The organism is Kerstersia gyiorum (assembly GCF_048595715.1).
Taxonomy (GTDB): Bacteria; Pseudomonadota; Gammaproteobacteria; order Burkholderiales; family Burkholderiaceae_B; genus Kerstersia; species Kerstersia gyiorum.
The window spans coordinates 2,652,406-2,666,565 of record NZ_CP169556.1 but is presented as its reverse complement, the minus strand read 5'-3'; the positions used below and the strand labels follow the sequence as shown (position 1 = coordinate 2,666,565).

Genomic DNA, 14,160 nt, shown 5'->3' with positions numbered 1-14,160 from the left:
TCAGCGGAAGCGCAGGCGGGTCTGATTGCCTGTGCGCGGTCCGAGCGCGGCGAGCAGTTCATTGAGGGCGCCGTGGACATCGGCGTTGGCGCTGGCTTCGACTTCGGCGGTGCCGTCGAACGCCAGCCCCTTGCTGTTGATGGTGCCTTCGCCTTGCAGGCGCAGCGGGCCCTGCCGGGTGGCCAGCGTCAGCTTGACGCGTTTATCGGTATCCTGACTAACCGCCAGATCATAGCTGCCGAATGGTTTCACCGGGGTGAGATCGGACGAGGCGTTACGCCACTGGATATCCAGCAGGCGGGTGCCGGGCGGCGTGGCGGCCCCCAGCGTGGATGCGGGCCAGTTCAATTGGAGCTCCCCCCCGGGTGCGATCGTGTCCAGCGCGGCATGGAAGGCGGTCAGTGTGGAGGCAGGCAGGCGCAGCGATTGCGCATTGATGGCCAGGCCGCGCCAGCCAGGGGCCAGCGTGACCGGGCCGCCCAGCCAGGGGTGACGGAGGTCTGCCACAGGCCCCTGGCGCCAGGCCAGTTTCCAGCTGAGCGGATCGGGCAGGGTGCGGCGTCGGCCTTCGGGGCCGACGGCGATAGTGGCGCTACCGTTCCAGATGGAACCGCTGGCGTCGACGATGGCGAGCGGCAGCGAAGCAGGCAGCAGAACCATGGCCCAGCGGGCGGGCATGACAGCCAGTGCGGCAGCCAGCGCGATCAGTATGAAACCGATGATTTTGAGGATCAGTTTACGACGCATCAAGCATTCTCCTGCGGGGCTGCCAGGATGATCTTGCCCGTTACCGAACCCGGACGGTCGCGGCCGTCGATGCGGGTACGGGACAGGTCTACGCTGCGGGTCTGCACATGCAGCAGGGCAGGCACGTCCGCCAGCCACTCGATGACGCGCCCGGCGCTGGCGTTCTCCAGCAGGACTTCCCACTGGCGCGCGCCGTCCATGCCGGCCTCGGTTTCGCGCAGGGTCGCCAGCTCGGAGAGACCGGCACGTTGCAGGCTCGATTGCAGTGCCGGCGTCAGTTCTTCGGCCGGAATGCTGCCGCTCTGGCCACGGCGCAGGGCCTGCGCCTCGCGGATGACGGCGTCGACCTTGAGTGCCGTTGCCTGCAATTGCGGCAGGCGCTTGTCGGCCTGCTCAATGGCGCCCAGCGCCGGCTTGATGCCGATCAGCCAGACCAGCGCCAGCGCTACCGCCAGGCCGCCAGCCTGCAGCAGCTTGCGCTCGCGCGGTTCGCGTTGCGACCACCAGGCGCGCAGGCGTTCGCTGGATTGCTCCAGGTTCTGTTTCCAGGCCGGGGTGGCCTGTGATGTCGGCGTATTCATTGCTGTCCTCCCTGGCTGCGTTCGCGGGCACGGCGAATGATCCAGGTATTTTCCAGGGTGTCGTCTTTGCGTATTTCCAGGCTCTGGGCGGCGGCGGCCTGGTTCAGGCTGGCTTCCGGCGGCGCCGTGAAGCCCTCGTTGAAGCCCAGCTGCAATTCGCCCTTGTCATAGACCAGGCGTGCGACCCGGCCCTCGGCGCCATTCATGACGCGCGCCGCAGCCAGGGCCAGCGGAACGAAATCATCATTGCTGCTGGCACCTCGAGCCAGGCGCAAGGTATCCCGGGCGTTTTCCGCCTGGCGCAGCGGGTCGATGATGACCGACATTTCCGGAAAGGCGCGGCGTACGCTTTGTTCAATGCCTGTCGTCAGGGTACGGACTTCGGCGCCACGCTGCGCGGCATGGATGTTCAGGCCCAGAATCCAGAGGGCGGCAGCGCCGGCGACCCACGCCAGCGGCGCGCGCCAGCGGCGCTGGTCGGCGGCGGGACGCCATTCCGGGCGGGCGAAGGACCATTTGGGCAGCGGTTGGCGCCAGCGCTCGTCGGCAGGCAGGCTCAACTGGCGCTCGCGTTCCTTGTCCTGCGCAGGCAACGCCAGCGGCAGCGGCGTGAGGCTCTGGACATTCAGGCCGACTTCCGCCAGCAGGCGCCAGGCCCGCAGCAGCGGTTCGCGGTCGGTCCATGCGACGATGGCACTGCCGTTTTCCTGCCTCGGGCCGTGGATGATGCACAGCGCGTCGGTATCCGACAGGGCCATCGATTCCACCAGCGATTGCACGGCCAGGTCCAGGCGGTTGCCGGACAGTGCGGGCACATTGAGCGTGACGATGACGGCGTCGCCAGGGTGCAGGATGGCTTGTACGCCGGGCGCCGGCACGGCGCTGGCAAGCTGCGCCAGCTGCAGCTCACCGGAACGGAGCACGGTGCCGTTGCGGTCCAGCAGCGCAAAGGCGACGTGGCTTTCGGGTCTCAGGCTGGCCAGAGGAGGAAGCGCCAGGCGTAGGTGATTCTTCAATTCATTTCCTTGATCCAGACGACCGTCGGGGAATTGCGATCGGCGCGGTTGAGCAACGCCTCCATGCCGACGACGGCATTGTCCAGTGAAACCTCTCCGGCTACCCGGAACCAGTTGCTGTTGGCTGTGATGCGGTTGCCGACGTCCAGTTCGCGGTTGGGCAGACGGTTGACGAAGTCACCACTGTTGTTGAACCACTGGCCTCGGTCACGCTGTACCACCAGGGCCCGTGCATCGGCCAGCGACAGGCCGGAGATGGCGGCGCTCAGCACTTCCGCGCTGGCGGTATTGGCATTGATGGCCGTCGTGGCGGGCAAAACGGTGAGATAGGGGCGCAACAGGTCTACGGTAGTGGCGTCGATATCGTCGATGCCGCGCAGATCGTTGATCGTCCGCAGGCCGGGTGCGCTGGCACGCCGGTTCTCGGTGGGCTGGCTGTCGGCAACGCGCTGGGCAATGCTGCTGGCAAGATGGGTGGGCACGCGCAGATAGTTCAGCAGGCGTTCCAGCGACATCAGTTCTTCCGGTTTGATGACGCCCTGGGCAGCCAGGTTGTTCAGGTTGTATTTACCCTGCTCATCTTCTACGCGGCCGGAAAACAGCGCGGTGCGTGGATCATCAGGTTCGGAAACTTCCAAGCCTGTAATCGGACGGGCCCAGGCTGAATCCGGCCGGGTGATGGCATTGCGCCGGGCATCCCAGCGCAGGATGACGCGCGACCAGTCCAGCCCGCCGCGCAACAGCCAGTCGGCCTGCGCCCGGTCTCGTTCGCTGGCCAGGGTGCGTGCCAGGTAGGCTTGGCGTTCCAGGATAGCGGTGGCGGCAATGGCGGCGGCCGCCACGACGATCAGCGCGCTGATCACGGCCATGCCGCGTTGTCGCCAGGCTGTCAGCCGCATGCTGGGCAAGCGCGGCAGCAAGCTGCGCCCTGGCGCAGGCCGGGCGGGACGGACGGGGTAGGAGCGTCGGCGCATCATGGCAGCAGCACCACCTTGCGATAGCGGCCGGCATCCGGGCCCGACGCACGGCCTAGCGTGATTTCCAGGCCTGTCGCATTGGGCGAGCCTTCGGGCAGCGGCAGGTTGGTCCAGCCGCGTCCCGGCAACCACGCGCGGACTTCGAACAGATTCACGTCGTCGAGCACGACCGTGCCTTTTTGTGGCGGCTCGGGTAGCGGCAATTGCCGGCCGGCGGGGGCGATGGCGCGCATCAGGCGCGTTCCTTCCAGCCACCAGCGTACCTGCTGCCAGGTGCCATTGTCAGCCGGGGCGGCGCGTGTGACCTGCAGGTAGGGGACGCCGCCATCGGTACGGATATAGTTGATGCCGGCCGGCAGCGAACGGGCGACCACAGCCTGCCCGACAGGATGGTATTCGGGCAGGATGTTGTTGTCTGCGTGCAGGCGCAGGTCGCGGTCCAGCTGGCCGAAAACGCGCATCAGGGACATGATGTCTTCGGAAACCTGTTCCAGGCGTTCGCTGGTGCGCTCCACGCTGTCGAGTGCGCGCCATGAAATCAGGCTGACCAGCGCCATGAGCATCAGTGCGACCAGAACTTCGATCAGGGTAAATCCATGTTGCCGGCTGTGCATGGCTTATCTCAGCGACGACAGCAGGCCGCGCAAGTCGGCAAGTACCGTGCCTTCGGCATCGCGGACTCGTATGGTGACCTGGCGGAAATTGGTATTGTTGGAACTGCGGATTTCCTGCTCGCAGGTCAGGGTCAGCGGCCCCTGGGGGCAATTTTCCGTTTGCCGCCCCGGGCCTGGGAAGGCATTGAGCAGGCGCAGCTCGGCCATGCGGTTTTCCGCTGACAGCAGCGCCAGGCTGCGCTCGCGCATGGCCTGGGTGCCGCTTGCGCTCAGTCCCAGGGCGCGCACGCAGGCAGCCAGTGCCACGCCGGCGATGGCCAGCGCGACCAGTACTTCTATCAGCGTGAAACCGGACGTGCGGGCACGCCGCAGGCGAGGCAGGTTCATGGCAGCACGACCTCGTAGTGCCCGGTTGCATCGCGCTCTATGCGCAGGTGCTGCTGGCCGTTGTCCAGCTCGATGACCATCGGGTCAGGCATCCATTCCACATTGAAGACATTGGCCGAATTGGGCGAGAGACGCACGGTGACCGGCGTTTCGCTGTCCCAGCGGCGTGGGCGCAGCAAGTCGTCGTTCTCGAAATACTCGGATTCCACCGGTGCCAGCGCGCTCATGCCTACCGGCAGCGCCAGCGTGTGCGGGCGGCGTGCGAAGCGGTAGCCCTGCGTATCGAATTCCCAAACGATGGGACGCCCGCCGCTACGGGCTTCCGACTGCACGACGGGCAGCAGTTGAGCCAGGCGGTGGGCATCTTGTTGCAAGGCGCGATCCTTCGAGGAGGGAAAGGCGCTCAGGCCGGCGATGGCGGTAACGATACCGATGATCGCCAGCACGACCAGAAGTTCCAGCAGGGAAAAACCGTGTTGTCCGCCAGAAAGACCGGGTAAGGCTTTATTGCCAGGAACCGATATCGGCATCGTTGCCTTCGCCGCCGGCCTGGCTGTCCGCGCCGAACGAGAATATGTCGATTTCGCCGTGTACACCGGGATTCAGGTATTGATAGGGAGCGCCCCAGGGGTCGTTGGGCAGGCGGTCCATATAGGAGCGCCAGTTGTTGGGCAGGGGCGCCACGTCGGGACGCTTGACCAGCGCTTCCAGGCCTTGAGCCTGGCTCGGGTAGCGGCCGTTGTCCAGGCGATAGAGCTTGAGTGCCTGCATAATCTCGCTGATATTCAGGCGAGCAGCGGTGATACGCGCCTGGTCGGGACGATCCAGCAGGTTAGGCACCACCAGTGCGGCGAGAATGCCCATGATGACCACGACTACCATGATTTCGATCAGGGAAAAACCGGACTGCCGACCGGCGCGGCGGAAACGGCGCTGGCGGGAAAGGAAGCGGGGGGCCGAGGAGGCGGTGGGTATCATGGCGACGTCAAAAAACTGTCAAATGAATGAGAATAGCATTAGTTTATACTTTGTCACTCCCGGATAGGGGAGATTGGGCCCGCACATCATATAGAAAGGCAGGGTTGTGCGTGATCCGGACAATTCCGTACGATAACCCCCGTTCTGTTGCGCCGGGATGACAGTGCTTATTGCTGCAGGCTGCGAGGCGGAGGGCCTTGGTACCCGTTCCTGTTGTTCCTTCTGTTTTCCTGCTGCTGTCCCTGCGTTTCCTGCCCTAATATATCTGGACTTTGCCTGCCCGCGATTCGCGGCCCTGAATATTTGCCACTGTCACGGTGCATTTGTGAATTTTCGTCTTCCTGCCTTACGTTTTCCCCAGATCCGTGTGAATCCGGCGAGCCTGGTACGCCTGCTGGCGGCCCTGGCGCTGGCCGTCGGGTTGGGGGTATGGACGGTTTTGCTGCTGGCGCCGAGGCCCGGCGCCATTCCTCCCTCCATGACTTTCGAGACCGTGGCTGGTACGGACGTCCAGCCGGTGGCGCGCTGGTTTGGCGGCGGCAATCAACGGGTGCGCGTGACGGTGGCGGGGATCATCGCCATGGGCAACGACCGTGGCGCTGCCGTGCTGAGCGTGGATGGCGCCACGCCCCGTGCTTACCGCGTGGGTGAAACCCTGGCGCCGGGCGTCACACTGGTGGCGGTGGCGCGCGATGAGGTCTCGATAGACCAGGATGGCGCGGTCGAAGCCGTGCGCATGGCTGCCGACCCGAGGCCGGTGATCCAGGGCTTCGTGAAAGTCGCGCCGGAATCCTCGCCAGCCCAGCCCTGATGCGTTGAGCTTGATAGAACATTCTTGAGATTGCGTTTCCTTGCGCTCCGATACACTGGTCAGGTACCAGTCCGGTATCGGCATGGCGCCGGTGCTGCGCCCCTTTGGCGGCGCCAGGGCTGGCGCGCATTATCCAGTCATCTTCCCCGCAAGGAGCCAGACATGTCCGCAGTAACCCAGGAAGCCGCAACGACGGAAGTCACGCTGTCCAAGCGTCTGCAAACTGAGACCGGCGCACAGCACCAGCGCATGCACGGCCTGATGGCGCGTGCCAATCCCTTTGCTGATGTGCAAAGTTATGCAAAGTTTGTTCAAGCGCAGTATCTGTTCCAGCGCGACGTCGAGTTCTTGTTCAGCGACGAGCGCCTTAAGCAACTGGTGCCGGATCTGGATATCCGTGGCCGCCAGGAAGCCGCGCTGCAGGATTTGAAGGACATCGGCGCCGATGCCCCGGCAGACATCGCCATCGCCACCTCGGACGTGGTGTCGCCCGAAGCGCTGGGCTGGCTGTATGTCTCCGAAGGTTCCACGCTGGGCGCTGCCTTCCTGTTCAAGGAAGCCGGTGAAAAGCTGGGCCTGACCGCCGAACATGGTGCCCGCAATCTGGCCGCCTATCCGGAAGGCCGTGCCAAGGCCTGGAAGAGCTTTGTCAACGCGCTGAACGAAAGCGGACTGAGCCAGGAAGAGCAGGATCGTGTCGTGGCCGGCGCCAACGCTGCCTACGACCGCTTCGGCGATCTGCTGACCTCGCACTACCAACTGGCCTGATCTGCTGACCGCAGCAACCGGCGCGTGGCTCCTTGCCCGTGACGGTTGGATGGCCGGAGCACCGCCACGACGTGTCTCCCGGTAAACCCGGGATGCATGGCGTGGCGGTTTTTTTGCCTCAGAATGATCCCAATCCTGAGGTGCGCCAGAGGGTGCCTGAATTGGATATATAAGCATAATCAACTATTTGCATTTGTATAATAGCAAGTGATTCTCATCTGCTTTATGCTTGCTTCCGTGGGAGATGTGAAATAATGGCGCGGTTGGTTGAGCATTGATAGATCAGCCGGACACACATGAAAGTTTTGAGAGTTTTGATATGAACATCACAAGAAGAAAGCTCCTGATGGGGTCAGGGGCTGCCGTCGTTGTGGCTGGTGGCGCGGTCCTGACCCCCATGCTGACGCGCGAAGGAAGCCTGGTTCCGGGTCAGCCCCGGGTCGGTTTTGTCGAAGGCATGGAAGGACCGCTGCCGGCTCAGGCAGACGTCGTTGTTGTCGGCGCGGGTATTCTGGGCCTCATGACAGCAATCAGCCTGGTTGAACGCGGACTGTCGGTCGTGATCGTCGAGAAGGGCAATATCGCGGGTGAGCAGTCGAGCCGCTTCTATGGCCAGGTCATCACTTACAAGATGCCTGACGCTACGTTCATGCTGCACCATCTGGGCAAGCAGCGCTGGCGTGAAATGAATGCGAAGGTTGGTTTCGATACCAGCTACCGCACCCAGGGCCGGGTTGAAGTGCCGCTGGACGAAGAAGACCTCGAAAATGTCCGGAAGTGGATCGCCGCCAGGAGCGCGGAACTCGGTCCCGATATTCCGTTCAAGACCCGCATCATTGAGGGAGCGGAACTTGCCCAGCGGCTGCGGGGTGCTGTTTCTGAATGGAAGATCGCCGGTTTCGAAGAGGACTCCGGCAGTCTGGATGCCGAGGTCACGACGTTCGTCATTGCCGAATACGCCAAGCGTATCGGTGTCAAGATCTATACGAATTGCGCTGCGCGTGGCGTGGAAACCCAGGCAGGGGCGATTTCCGATCTCGTGACCGAAAAGGGCGCCATCAGGACCTCCCGCGTCGTGGTGGCGGGTGGCGCGTGGTCCAGGCTGTTCATGCAGAACCTGAATGTTTCAGTTCCGACGCTGCCGGCCTACCAGTCCCAGCAACTCGTCAGCGCCGCCCCAGGCCTGCCGGGCGGCAACGTGGCGCTGCCTGGAAATATCTACTTCCGCGAACAGGCGGACGGTACCTATGCGACCTCGCCCCGAGTCATTGTGGCGCCGGTGGTGAAAGAGTCCTTCATCTACGGGTACAAGTATCTCCCGTTGCTGGCCTTGCCTGACTTCCCGGTTCATATTTCGCTGAACGAGCAATTGCTGAATTCGTTCATGCAGTCGACCCATTGGGCACTGGATGAGGTTTCGCCGTTTGAAACGAACAGGAATATGGTTGCGGCCCCTGATCTGCCGGAACTCAATGCCTCACTGGAAAAGCTCAGGGCAGAGTTCCCTGCGTTCAAGGAGGCGACGCTGATTGACCAGTGGAGTGGCGCGATGGCGATTGCACCGGATGAAAATCCGATCATCTCGGTCGTGAAAGAAGTACCTGGCATGGTCATCAATACGGCAACGGGCTGGGGCATGACGGAAAGCCCGGTCTCGGCCGAAATTACCGCAGCGCTGCTGCTTGGTGAAAAGCCCATCCTGGATCCGACGCCTTTTGACCTCTATCGCTTCGCCTGACGGTCTACACCACCAGGCTTGCTGCATCGGCACACGGTGCGGCAAGCGGTTTGCCGTCTTTCTGGCTTGCCACGGGCCCGGCCCGGATCGCTTCTAGCAATCCAGGCCGGGCTCAGCCGCATGTGGCTTACGGCAGGTTGTAGGCGATCACGTAATCGCTACGGTTGTCATTGGTACCGGTACGGGTGGCACCGCCTGCGATCACGACGACATATTGCTTGCCATCGGTCCCGATATAGCTCATCGGGGCACCCTGGCCGCCCACGGGCAGGCGACCGCGTCACAGTTCTTCACTGCTGTCGTTATCCAACGCGCGGCTGTAGCAGTCCAGCGAGCCGTGGAAGCATGCCAGGCAGCCGGAGAGCAAGTGTCAGGGGTGGTATCAATCGGGCCTATGTTGGCGTTTTACCGGGTTTTTGACGGGGTTTTGTCGGAGCGTTGTCGGGCGCCGCAGCCGTGGAATCGGCGTGTTCGCGCCGCAGCAGTTCGCGTTTGCGCGCAACGCCCCAGCGGTAGCCCGATATGTCGCCGTCCTGGCGCACGACACGATGGCACGGAATGGCGACAGCCAGCTTGTTGGCGGCGCAGGCTTGGGCGACGGCGCGTACCGCCTTGGGGGCACCAATGCGGTTGGCGATGTCCATGTAGCTGGCTGTGGCCCCGGGGGGAATCTCGCGCAGCGCCTGCCAGACTCTTTGCTGGAAGGCCGTGCCGCGAACATCCAGCGGCAGGTTCAGGCCCAACGCAGGGGTTTCGATGAACCCGACTACCTGGGCGATCCGTTGTTCGAATGCCGGGTCGCCTCCCAGCAGTTCTGCCCTGGGAAATTGGTCCTGCAGGTCGCGTAAAAGCGCTTCCGGCGAATCGCCTAGCAGAATGGCGCAGATGCCCTGCTGGCTTTGGGCCACCAGAATCGCGCCCAGGCTGCATTGCCCGATGGCAAAACGGATGAGGGCGCCGGCGCCGCCCGCACGATAGCTCCGGGCAGGCATGCCCAGCACCTGTGTGGCATTTTCATAGAAACGGCTGTTGGAGTTGAACCCCGCGTCGTAAATGGCGGCGGTGACCGAAGCCGTATCTCCGCTCAATGCCGAGCGCAGGCGGCGCACGCGAGCGGCCTGGGCATAGGCTTTGGGCGTGACGCCGGTTTCTGCCTTGAATACCCTGTGGAAATGGTAGGAGCTCATGCCGGCCTGTTGCGCCAGCACGTGCAGGCCGGGCGCAGTCTCTGCCGTTTCGATTTGCAGGCAGGCTTGACGGATGATGGCGGCATGGCGCGCCGAGGTCTGATCCAGCGCCTGGACACGTTGGCTGGGCCGGTAGCCAGCGGCTTCGGCAGCAGCGGGCGTGGGGAAGAATGTGACATTCTCGCGGCGCGGGCGTTTGCCGGCGGCGCCGGGCAAACAGTAGAGCCCGGTGGTGCGCACGGCATAGACAAAATGCGCATTCGCACCGGCATCGCGTGCTATCACGGCGTGCCAGCGTTGTTCGTCCGTGTCGTAGCAGGCAGGCTGGTCAGTCATGATGCATGGGTTCCAGATCTGTGGATGACAAGGAGACAGGCTCAGGTTGTAACGGCACTGCGCATGCGCCAAAGATACCAGGTAGCGATGGTGCGGTATGGTTGCCAGGCGCGGCCGAATTCGCGCATTTGCCTGGCGCTTGGCATTGTCTCCAAGCGCTTGAGCAGCCGGTAGCCGTCACGCACGCCCAGATCGTCCGCAGGCAGGATATCGGATCGTTCCAGTGTATAGATCAACAGCATCTCGACGGTCCAGCGACCCACGCCCTTGAGGGTGATCAGCCGTTCAATCAGCTTGTCATCGTCGAGCCGCAGGGCTTGCGCACGCGAGGGCACGGTGCCGTCCAGCGTGGCCCGGGCGATGCCCTGCACGGTTGCCAGTTTGGCGGCGGAAAACCCGCAGGCGCGGATGGCAGCCGGGTCGCAGGCCAGCAGCTGCGCCGGAGCCGGGAACGGGCTGCCGGGAAACAGCGCCAGCAGGCGTGCCAGGATGGTGTCGCCGGCCTTGGTGCTCAACTGCTGGTAGGCGATGGCGCGCACCAGGGCTTCATAGGGTTCGCGGGCGGGTTTGGCCGCATGGCGGCAGGGACCGATGGCAGCAATGTTGCGCGCCCAATCAGCATCCAGACTGGACAGGTGCGCTGCCGCTCGTTCGTAGGCCTGCGGTGACAGGTCGGCGGCAATCGCTTGCACGGTGGCCGGGGCGTGGGTTGCGCCAGCCATGGTCAGAATCCGGGCAGCCGGTTGCTGTGTTGTACGGGCGGCGCGGACGAGGCCGCAGGCAGGGCGTGTTCGTGCGCCAGCAGCCAGTGCTTGCGGTGCAGGCCGCCACCGTATCCGGTCAGGGAGGAATTGCTGCCGATCACACGGTGGCAGGGCAGCACCAGGCTGACGGGATTGGCCCCGTTGGCCAGCCCTACAGCCCGCACGGCGGCCGGGTGTCCGATATTATTCGCCAGTTCGCCGTAGCTGAGGGTATGGCCGGCGGGAATACTGCGCAAGGCATGCCAGACCTGCCGTTGAAACTCCGTGCCGCCCAGGGCGACAGACAGGCGGTCGAGCGCGTGAAGTTCTCCACCGAAATAGCGCAGCAGAGCGTCGGCAGCCGCTGGCGCTTCGGCGGTAGCGCGCAGGCGGATGGCCAGGCTGCGGTATTGGCGTGTCATCAGTTGGTGCATACGGGCTTCGTGGTCATGCCAGTCCAGCGCGCGCAGGCGGCCCTGTTCGTCCGTGACCAGCAAGGCCTGCCCCAGCGGTGTTTCTGTGCGGTACAGCAGGAAGATGGCGCCATGCGCCGTGGCGTCGGCTGGCGGTATGGCAGCGCCAGATGGCGAGCCAGCGACGGCGGGGGCGACAGGCATATGCATGGAAGACGGTTGGGGTTGAGGCATGGCGGCAAAAGGTGTCGGAACGGGGTGTGCGGGGCCGGCAGCCGGCAGGGCGGAGAATGGGGAAATCATGATGCTATCTCACCTGGGTAATCCTGATGCTGCAGCTTAGTATCTGTTGCCGGCCCCGGCACTCCGGTTCTTGCGGTCGAATTTCCGCAGGCTCTGGTACTGGCAACGGCTGCCGCTTGCTTTATCATTTCCGCCTGGGTGTGCGGCGGCCCGGCCCTGGGCGGCCGGCAGCCATGCGTGGGGCAAAGATCGCAAGGGTATTTTTCATGCGAATGGGCATACGCGCCGAATGGCGCAGGGCCGTGGGGCTGGTGGGGGTACTGCTGCTGTTGCAGCTGGGAGGCGAGAGCGTGCGTGGCGCCTTGCGGTTCGAACGCGATGCCATCGCCGCCGGTGAACTCTGGCGTTTGTGGACGGCGCACTTCGTGCACCTGGGTTGGAATCACGCATGGCTCAATTGCGCCGGCGTGCTGTTGTGCTGCCTGCTGGCGCCCGAGCGCTTCGACCGCCGCCTGTGGCTGCGCCTGGCCTGCTTGGCGCTGGGCGTAGGGCTGTGCCTGTGGTGGCTGTCGCCCGGGGTGCCTGATTACGTGGGGCTGTCAGGCGTGCTATATGGCATGTTTGTGCTGTGCCTGCTGCCCCAGGGTTTGCAGGGGGATAAAAGTGCCTGGCTGGCGCTGGCCTGCGTGTTGGCCTGGATGCTCTGGCAGTGGCTGGTGGCGCCCTCGGTTTCCGAAGAGCGGATGATAGGCGGCACCATCGTCAGCATCGCCCATGTCTACGGCTTCTGCCTGGGGTTGGCGGGCGTGGGGCTGGGCTGGCTGGCCGCGCGCCGCCAGCGGCCAGTGGCCGCGCAAGAGGCGGGCGGCCGCAACCAGGGAGGACGGCCCCCAGGCTGACAGCATGGGGCGCCCGCCGTCCCTGTGCATCAGGCAGCGAGCGGTTCGAAACTCTCCGCGTGTGCCATGTGCCACATGCGTTCATAGAACTCGCTGCCGATTGCGCCCGACAGCAGCTCGCCCGGCTTGAGGAAGTGATGTAGCTGGGAATACAGGCGGATTTCCGTGCCGGTCATGCGGCGGGCCAGATGGCGGGCCTCCACCTGCGAAGGATGGGACAGGCCGGCGGCTGCCAGCAACTCTGCCAGGGCCTTGAGCGTATTCTGGTGGTAATGGAATACACGTTCCGCCTTGTCTGGCACCACCAGCGCCTGCTGCCTGCGCTCATCCTGTGTCGCCACCCCGGTAGGGCAGTGGTTGGTATGACAGGATTGGGACTGGATGCAGCCAATGGCGAACATGAAGCCGCGGGCAGAGTTGGCCCAGTCGGCACCCATGGCCAGGACGCTGGCGATATCGAAGGCGCTGATGATCTTGCCGCTGGCGCCAATCCGGATGGACTGGCGCAGGTTCAGGCCGACCAGCGTGTTGTGGACGAACAGCAGCCCTTCACGCAGCGGCAAGCCCATGTGGTCGATGAATTCCAGCGGAGCGGCGCCGGTGCCGCCTTCCTTGCCGTCCACCACGATGAAATCGGGCAGGATGCCGGTTTCGTGCATGGCCTTGGCGATGGCCATGAATTCCCAGGGATGGCCGATACAAAGCTTGAAGCCGACCGGCTTGCCGCCGGAAAGCTCGCGCAACTGCGTGATGAACTGCAACAGCTCCAGCGGTGTGCTGAAGGCGCTGTGGCTGGAAGGCGATACGCAGTCGCGATCCATGGGAACACCACGCGTGGCGGCGATTTCCGGTGTGATCTTTTCCTTGGGAAGAATGCCGCCATGGCCGGGTTTGGCGCCCTGGCTCAGCTTTATCTCGATCATCTTCACCTGGGGATCAGCGGCGTTGCTGGCGAAGAGGGCGGGATCGAAGCGCCCCTCCGCGTTCCTACAGCCGAAATAGCCGCTACCCAGTTCCCAGGTCAGGTCGCCGCCGTATTCGCGGTGGTACGGGCTGATGGCGCCTTCGCCTGTATCGTGGATGAAATTACCCATGCGCGCGCCCCGGTTGAGTGCGCGGATCGCATTGGCGCTCAGAGCACCGAAACTCATGGCGGAAATATTGAACACCGACATGGAATAAGGCTGGCTGCACGCGGGGCCGCCGATATCCACGCGGAACGTGGCGGGGTCTGCCAGCGGGGCGGGGCGGATCGAATGCGCCATGAATTCATAGCTGGGCTGGTAGACATCCAGCAGAGAACCGAAAGCCTTGTCCGAGCTTTGCTGCTTGGCGCGTGAATAGACGAGTGCGCGTTGGGCGCGGGAGAAAGGCAGGGCCTCGTTATCGCCTTCTATCAAATACTGGCGGATTTCCGTACGGAAACTCTCCACCAGATAGCGGACATTCCCCGTAACCGGGTAATTGCGCCGCACTGAGTGAGCGGTCTGGCGCAGATCGTAAAAGCCCAGGATGCTGAGCGCCAGCGTGATCAGGGTAGGCAGCCACGCCCAGGAAAAATGGCCGGCCAGCAGCAACAGCGGCAGCGAAATGACGGTATAGGCAATACAGGCCAGGAATACGGCATAGCGGCCCAGCACGGAAAGATTCATAGCGGCTCCTTCGTAAAGCAGGAAAACCCGCCTGGCGCCACGGCCAGCACTCAAACATTCGCACCAGCAC

At 63.8% G+C, this 14,160-nt stretch carries 16 protein-coding genes; 4 read left to right on the top strand and 12 right to left on the bottom strand.

What is annotated here, in order from left to right; all coding sequences use genetic code 11:
* Genes gspN through gspG form a run of 8 tightly spaced genes read right to left on the bottom strand, consistent with a single transcriptional unit; the run spans position 1 to position 5,300 of the window.
* Complete coding sequence (gene gspN / locus ACEW7X_RS11610; RefSeq protein WP_068370297.1) at positions 1 to 747, bottom strand: type II secretion system protein N; 747 nt, start codon at positions 745 to 747, stop codon at positions 1 to 3.
* Positions 747 to 1,328 carry a type II secretion system protein GspM gene (gspM, locus tag ACEW7X_RS11605; protein ID WP_068370295.1) on the bottom strand — a complete coding sequence of 194 codons (582 nt, stop codon included), beginning with the start codon at positions 1,326 to 1,328 and terminating at the stop codon, positions 747 to 749. Before gspM ends, gspN begins: the two co-directional genes overlap by 1 nt.
* Complete coding sequence (gene gspL, locus ACEW7X_RS11600; protein ID WP_420177214.1) at positions 1,325 to 2,344, bottom strand: type II secretion system protein GspL; 1,020 nt, start codon at positions 2,342 to 2,344, stop codon at positions 1,325 to 1,327. The genes gspM and gspL overlap by 4 nt, the downstream gene beginning before the upstream one ends.
* Positions 2,341 to 3,321, bottom strand: coding sequence for a type II secretion system minor pseudopilin GspK (gene gspK, locus ACEW7X_RS11595; protein ID WP_420177213.1), 981 nt, complete (start codon positions 3,319 to 3,321; stop codon positions 2,341 to 2,343). Before gspK ends, gspL begins: the two co-directional genes overlap by 4 nt.
* Complete coding sequence (locus ACEW7X_RS11590; RefSeq protein ID WP_420177212.1) at positions 3,318 to 3,935, bottom strand: PulJ/GspJ family protein; 618 nt, start codon at positions 3,933 to 3,935, stop codon at positions 3,318 to 3,320. Before ACEW7X_RS11590 ends, gspK begins: the two co-directional genes overlap by 4 nt.
* A 3-nt stretch (positions 3,936 to 3,938) precedes the next feature.
* Entirely contained in the window at positions 3,939 to 4,322 is a 384-nt protein-coding gene (gene gspI / locus ACEW7X_RS11585) for a type II secretion system minor pseudopilin GspI (RefSeq protein ID WP_127774750.1), read from the bottom strand.
* A complete protein-coding gene (locus ACEW7X_RS11580) occupies positions 4,319 to 4,852 on the bottom strand; it encodes a prepilin-type N-terminal cleavage/methylation domain-containing protein (protein WP_420177211.1) in 534 nt (177 codons plus the stop codon). The genes gspI and ACEW7X_RS11580 overlap by 4 nt, the downstream gene beginning before the upstream one ends.
* The gene (gene gspG, locus ACEW7X_RS11575; RefSeq protein ID WP_420177210.1) at positions 4,827 to 5,300 is read right to left on the bottom strand and encodes a type II secretion system major pseudopilin GspG; all 474 of its coding nucleotides are present in this window, start codon (positions 5,298 to 5,300) and stop codon (positions 4,827 to 4,829) included. The genes ACEW7X_RS11580 and gspG overlap by 26 nt, the downstream gene beginning before the upstream one ends.
* 325 nt (positions 5,301 to 5,625) lie before the next feature.
* Here gspG and ACEW7X_RS11570 point away from each other — a divergent pair, with 325 nt between their 5' ends.
* The 3 genes from ACEW7X_RS11570 to ACEW7X_RS11560 all read left to right on the top strand — a co-directional run bounded on the left by ACEW7X_RS11570 (position 5,626) and on the right by ACEW7X_RS11560 (position 8,617).
* Positions 5,626 to 6,111 (top strand): type II secretion system protein N, encoded by a 486-nt coding sequence (locus tag ACEW7X_RS11570; protein WP_238591349.1) that lies wholly within the window; start codon positions 5,626 to 5,628, stop codon positions 6,109 to 6,111.
* A 162-nt stretch (positions 6,112 to 6,273) separates the two neighbouring features.
* Entirely contained in the window at positions 6,274 to 6,879 is a 606-nt protein-coding gene (locus ACEW7X_RS11565; RefSeq protein ID WP_068370283.1) for a biliverdin-producing heme oxygenase, read from the top strand.
* Between the two features lie 319 nt (positions 6,880 to 7,198).
* Entirely contained in the window at positions 7,199 to 8,617 is a 1,419-nt protein-coding gene (locus ACEW7X_RS11560; RefSeq protein WP_068370281.1) for an NAD(P)/FAD-dependent oxidoreductase, read from the top strand.
* A gap of 392 nt (positions 8,618 to 9,009) precedes the next feature.
* Here the strand turns inward: ACEW7X_RS11560 and ada are convergent, their stop codons facing one another.
* Genes ada through ACEW7X_RS11545 form a run of 3 tightly spaced genes read right to left on the bottom strand, consistent with a single transcriptional unit; the run spans position 9,010 to position 11,599 of the window.
* Positions 9,010 to 10,140 (bottom strand): bifunctional DNA-binding transcriptional regulator/O6-methylguanine-DNA methyltransferase Ada, encoded by a 1,131-nt coding sequence (gene ada, locus ACEW7X_RS11555; RefSeq protein WP_339139147.1) that lies wholly within the window; start codon positions 10,138 to 10,140, stop codon positions 9,010 to 9,012.
* A 41-nt stretch (positions 10,141 to 10,181) separates the two neighbouring features.
* Positions 10,182 to 10,862, bottom strand: coding sequence for a DNA-3-methyladenine glycosylase family protein (locus ACEW7X_RS11550; protein ID WP_420177209.1), 681 nt, complete (start codon positions 10,860 to 10,862; stop codon positions 10,182 to 10,184).
* 2 nt (positions 10,863 to 10,864) lie between these two features.
* Positions 10,865 to 11,599 (bottom strand): methylated-DNA--[protein]-cysteine S-methyltransferase, encoded by a 735-nt coding sequence (locus ACEW7X_RS11545; protein ID WP_420177208.1) that lies wholly within the window; start codon positions 11,597 to 11,599, stop codon positions 10,865 to 10,867.
* A gap of 206 nt (positions 11,600 to 11,805) precedes the next feature.
* Here ACEW7X_RS11545 and rrtA point away from each other — a divergent pair, with 206 nt between their 5' ends.
* Positions 11,806 to 12,438: a rhombosortase gene (gene rrtA, locus ACEW7X_RS11540; RefSeq protein ID WP_130487782.1), complete on the top strand. Its 633-nt coding sequence runs from the start codon at positions 11,806 to 11,808 to the stop codon at positions 12,436 to 12,438.
* Between the two features lie 29 nt (positions 12,439 to 12,467).
* On the opposite strand, the gene ACEW7X_RS11535 is transcribed toward rrtA, so the two are convergent.
* On the bottom strand, positions 12,468 to 14,090 hold the full coding sequence (locus tag ACEW7X_RS11535; protein WP_130487783.1) for an FMN-binding glutamate synthase family protein: 1,623 nt from the start codon (positions 14,088 to 14,090) through the stop codon (positions 12,468 to 12,470).
* Positions 14,091 to 14,160 lie beyond the last annotated feature (70 nt).

Coding starts and splice junctions, on each gene's coding strand:
- gspN (WP_068370297.1), bottom strand. CDS start 747: ATGCGTCGTAAACTGATCCTCAAAATCATCGGTTTCATACTGATCGCG.
- gspM (WP_068370295.1), bottom strand. CDS start 1,328: ATGAATACGCCGACATCACAGGCCACCCCGGCCTGGAAACAGAACCTG.
- gspK (WP_420177213.1), bottom strand. CDS start 3,321: ATGATGCGCCGACGCTCCTACCCCGTCCGTCCCGCCCGGCCTGCGCCA.
- ACEW7X_RS11590 (WP_420177212.1), bottom strand. CDS start 3,935: ATGCACAGCCGGCAACATGGATTTACCCTGATCGAAGTTCTGGTCGCA.
- gspI (WP_127774750.1), bottom strand. CDS start 4,322: ATGAACCTGCCTCGCCTGCGGCGTGCCCGCACGTCCGGTTTCACGCTG.
- ACEW7X_RS11580 (WP_420177211.1), bottom strand. CDS start 4,852: ATGCCGATATCGGTTCCTGGCAATAAAGCCTTACCCGGTCTTTCTGGC.
- gspG (WP_420177210.1), bottom strand. CDS start 5,300: ATGATACCCACCGCCTCCTCGGCCCCCCGCTTCCTTTCCCGCCAGCGC.
- ACEW7X_RS11565 (WP_068370283.1), top strand. CDS start 6,274: ATGTCCGCAGTAACCCAGGAAGCCGCAACGACGGAAGTCACGCTGTCC.
- ACEW7X_RS11560 (WP_068370281.1), top strand. CDS start 7,199: ATGAACATCACAAGAAGAAAGCTCCTGATGGGGTCAGGGGCTGCCGTC.
- ada (WP_339139147.1), bottom strand. CDS start 10,140: ATGACTGACCAGCCTGCCTGCTACGACACGGACGAACAACGCTGGCAC.
- ACEW7X_RS11550 (WP_420177209.1), bottom strand. CDS start 10,862: ATGGCTGGCGCAACCCACGCCCCGGCCACCGTGCAAGCGATTGCCGCC.
- ACEW7X_RS11545 (WP_420177208.1), bottom strand. CDS start 11,599: ATGATTTCCCCATTCTCCGCCCTGCCGGCTGCCGGCCCCGCACACCCC.
- rrtA (WP_130487782.1), top strand. CDS start 11,806: ATGCGAATGGGCATACGCGCCGAATGGCGCAGGGCCGTGGGGCTGGTG.
- ACEW7X_RS11535 (WP_130487783.1), bottom strand. CDS start 14,090: ATGAATCTTTCCGTGCTGGGCCGCTATGCCGTATTCCTGGCCTGTATT.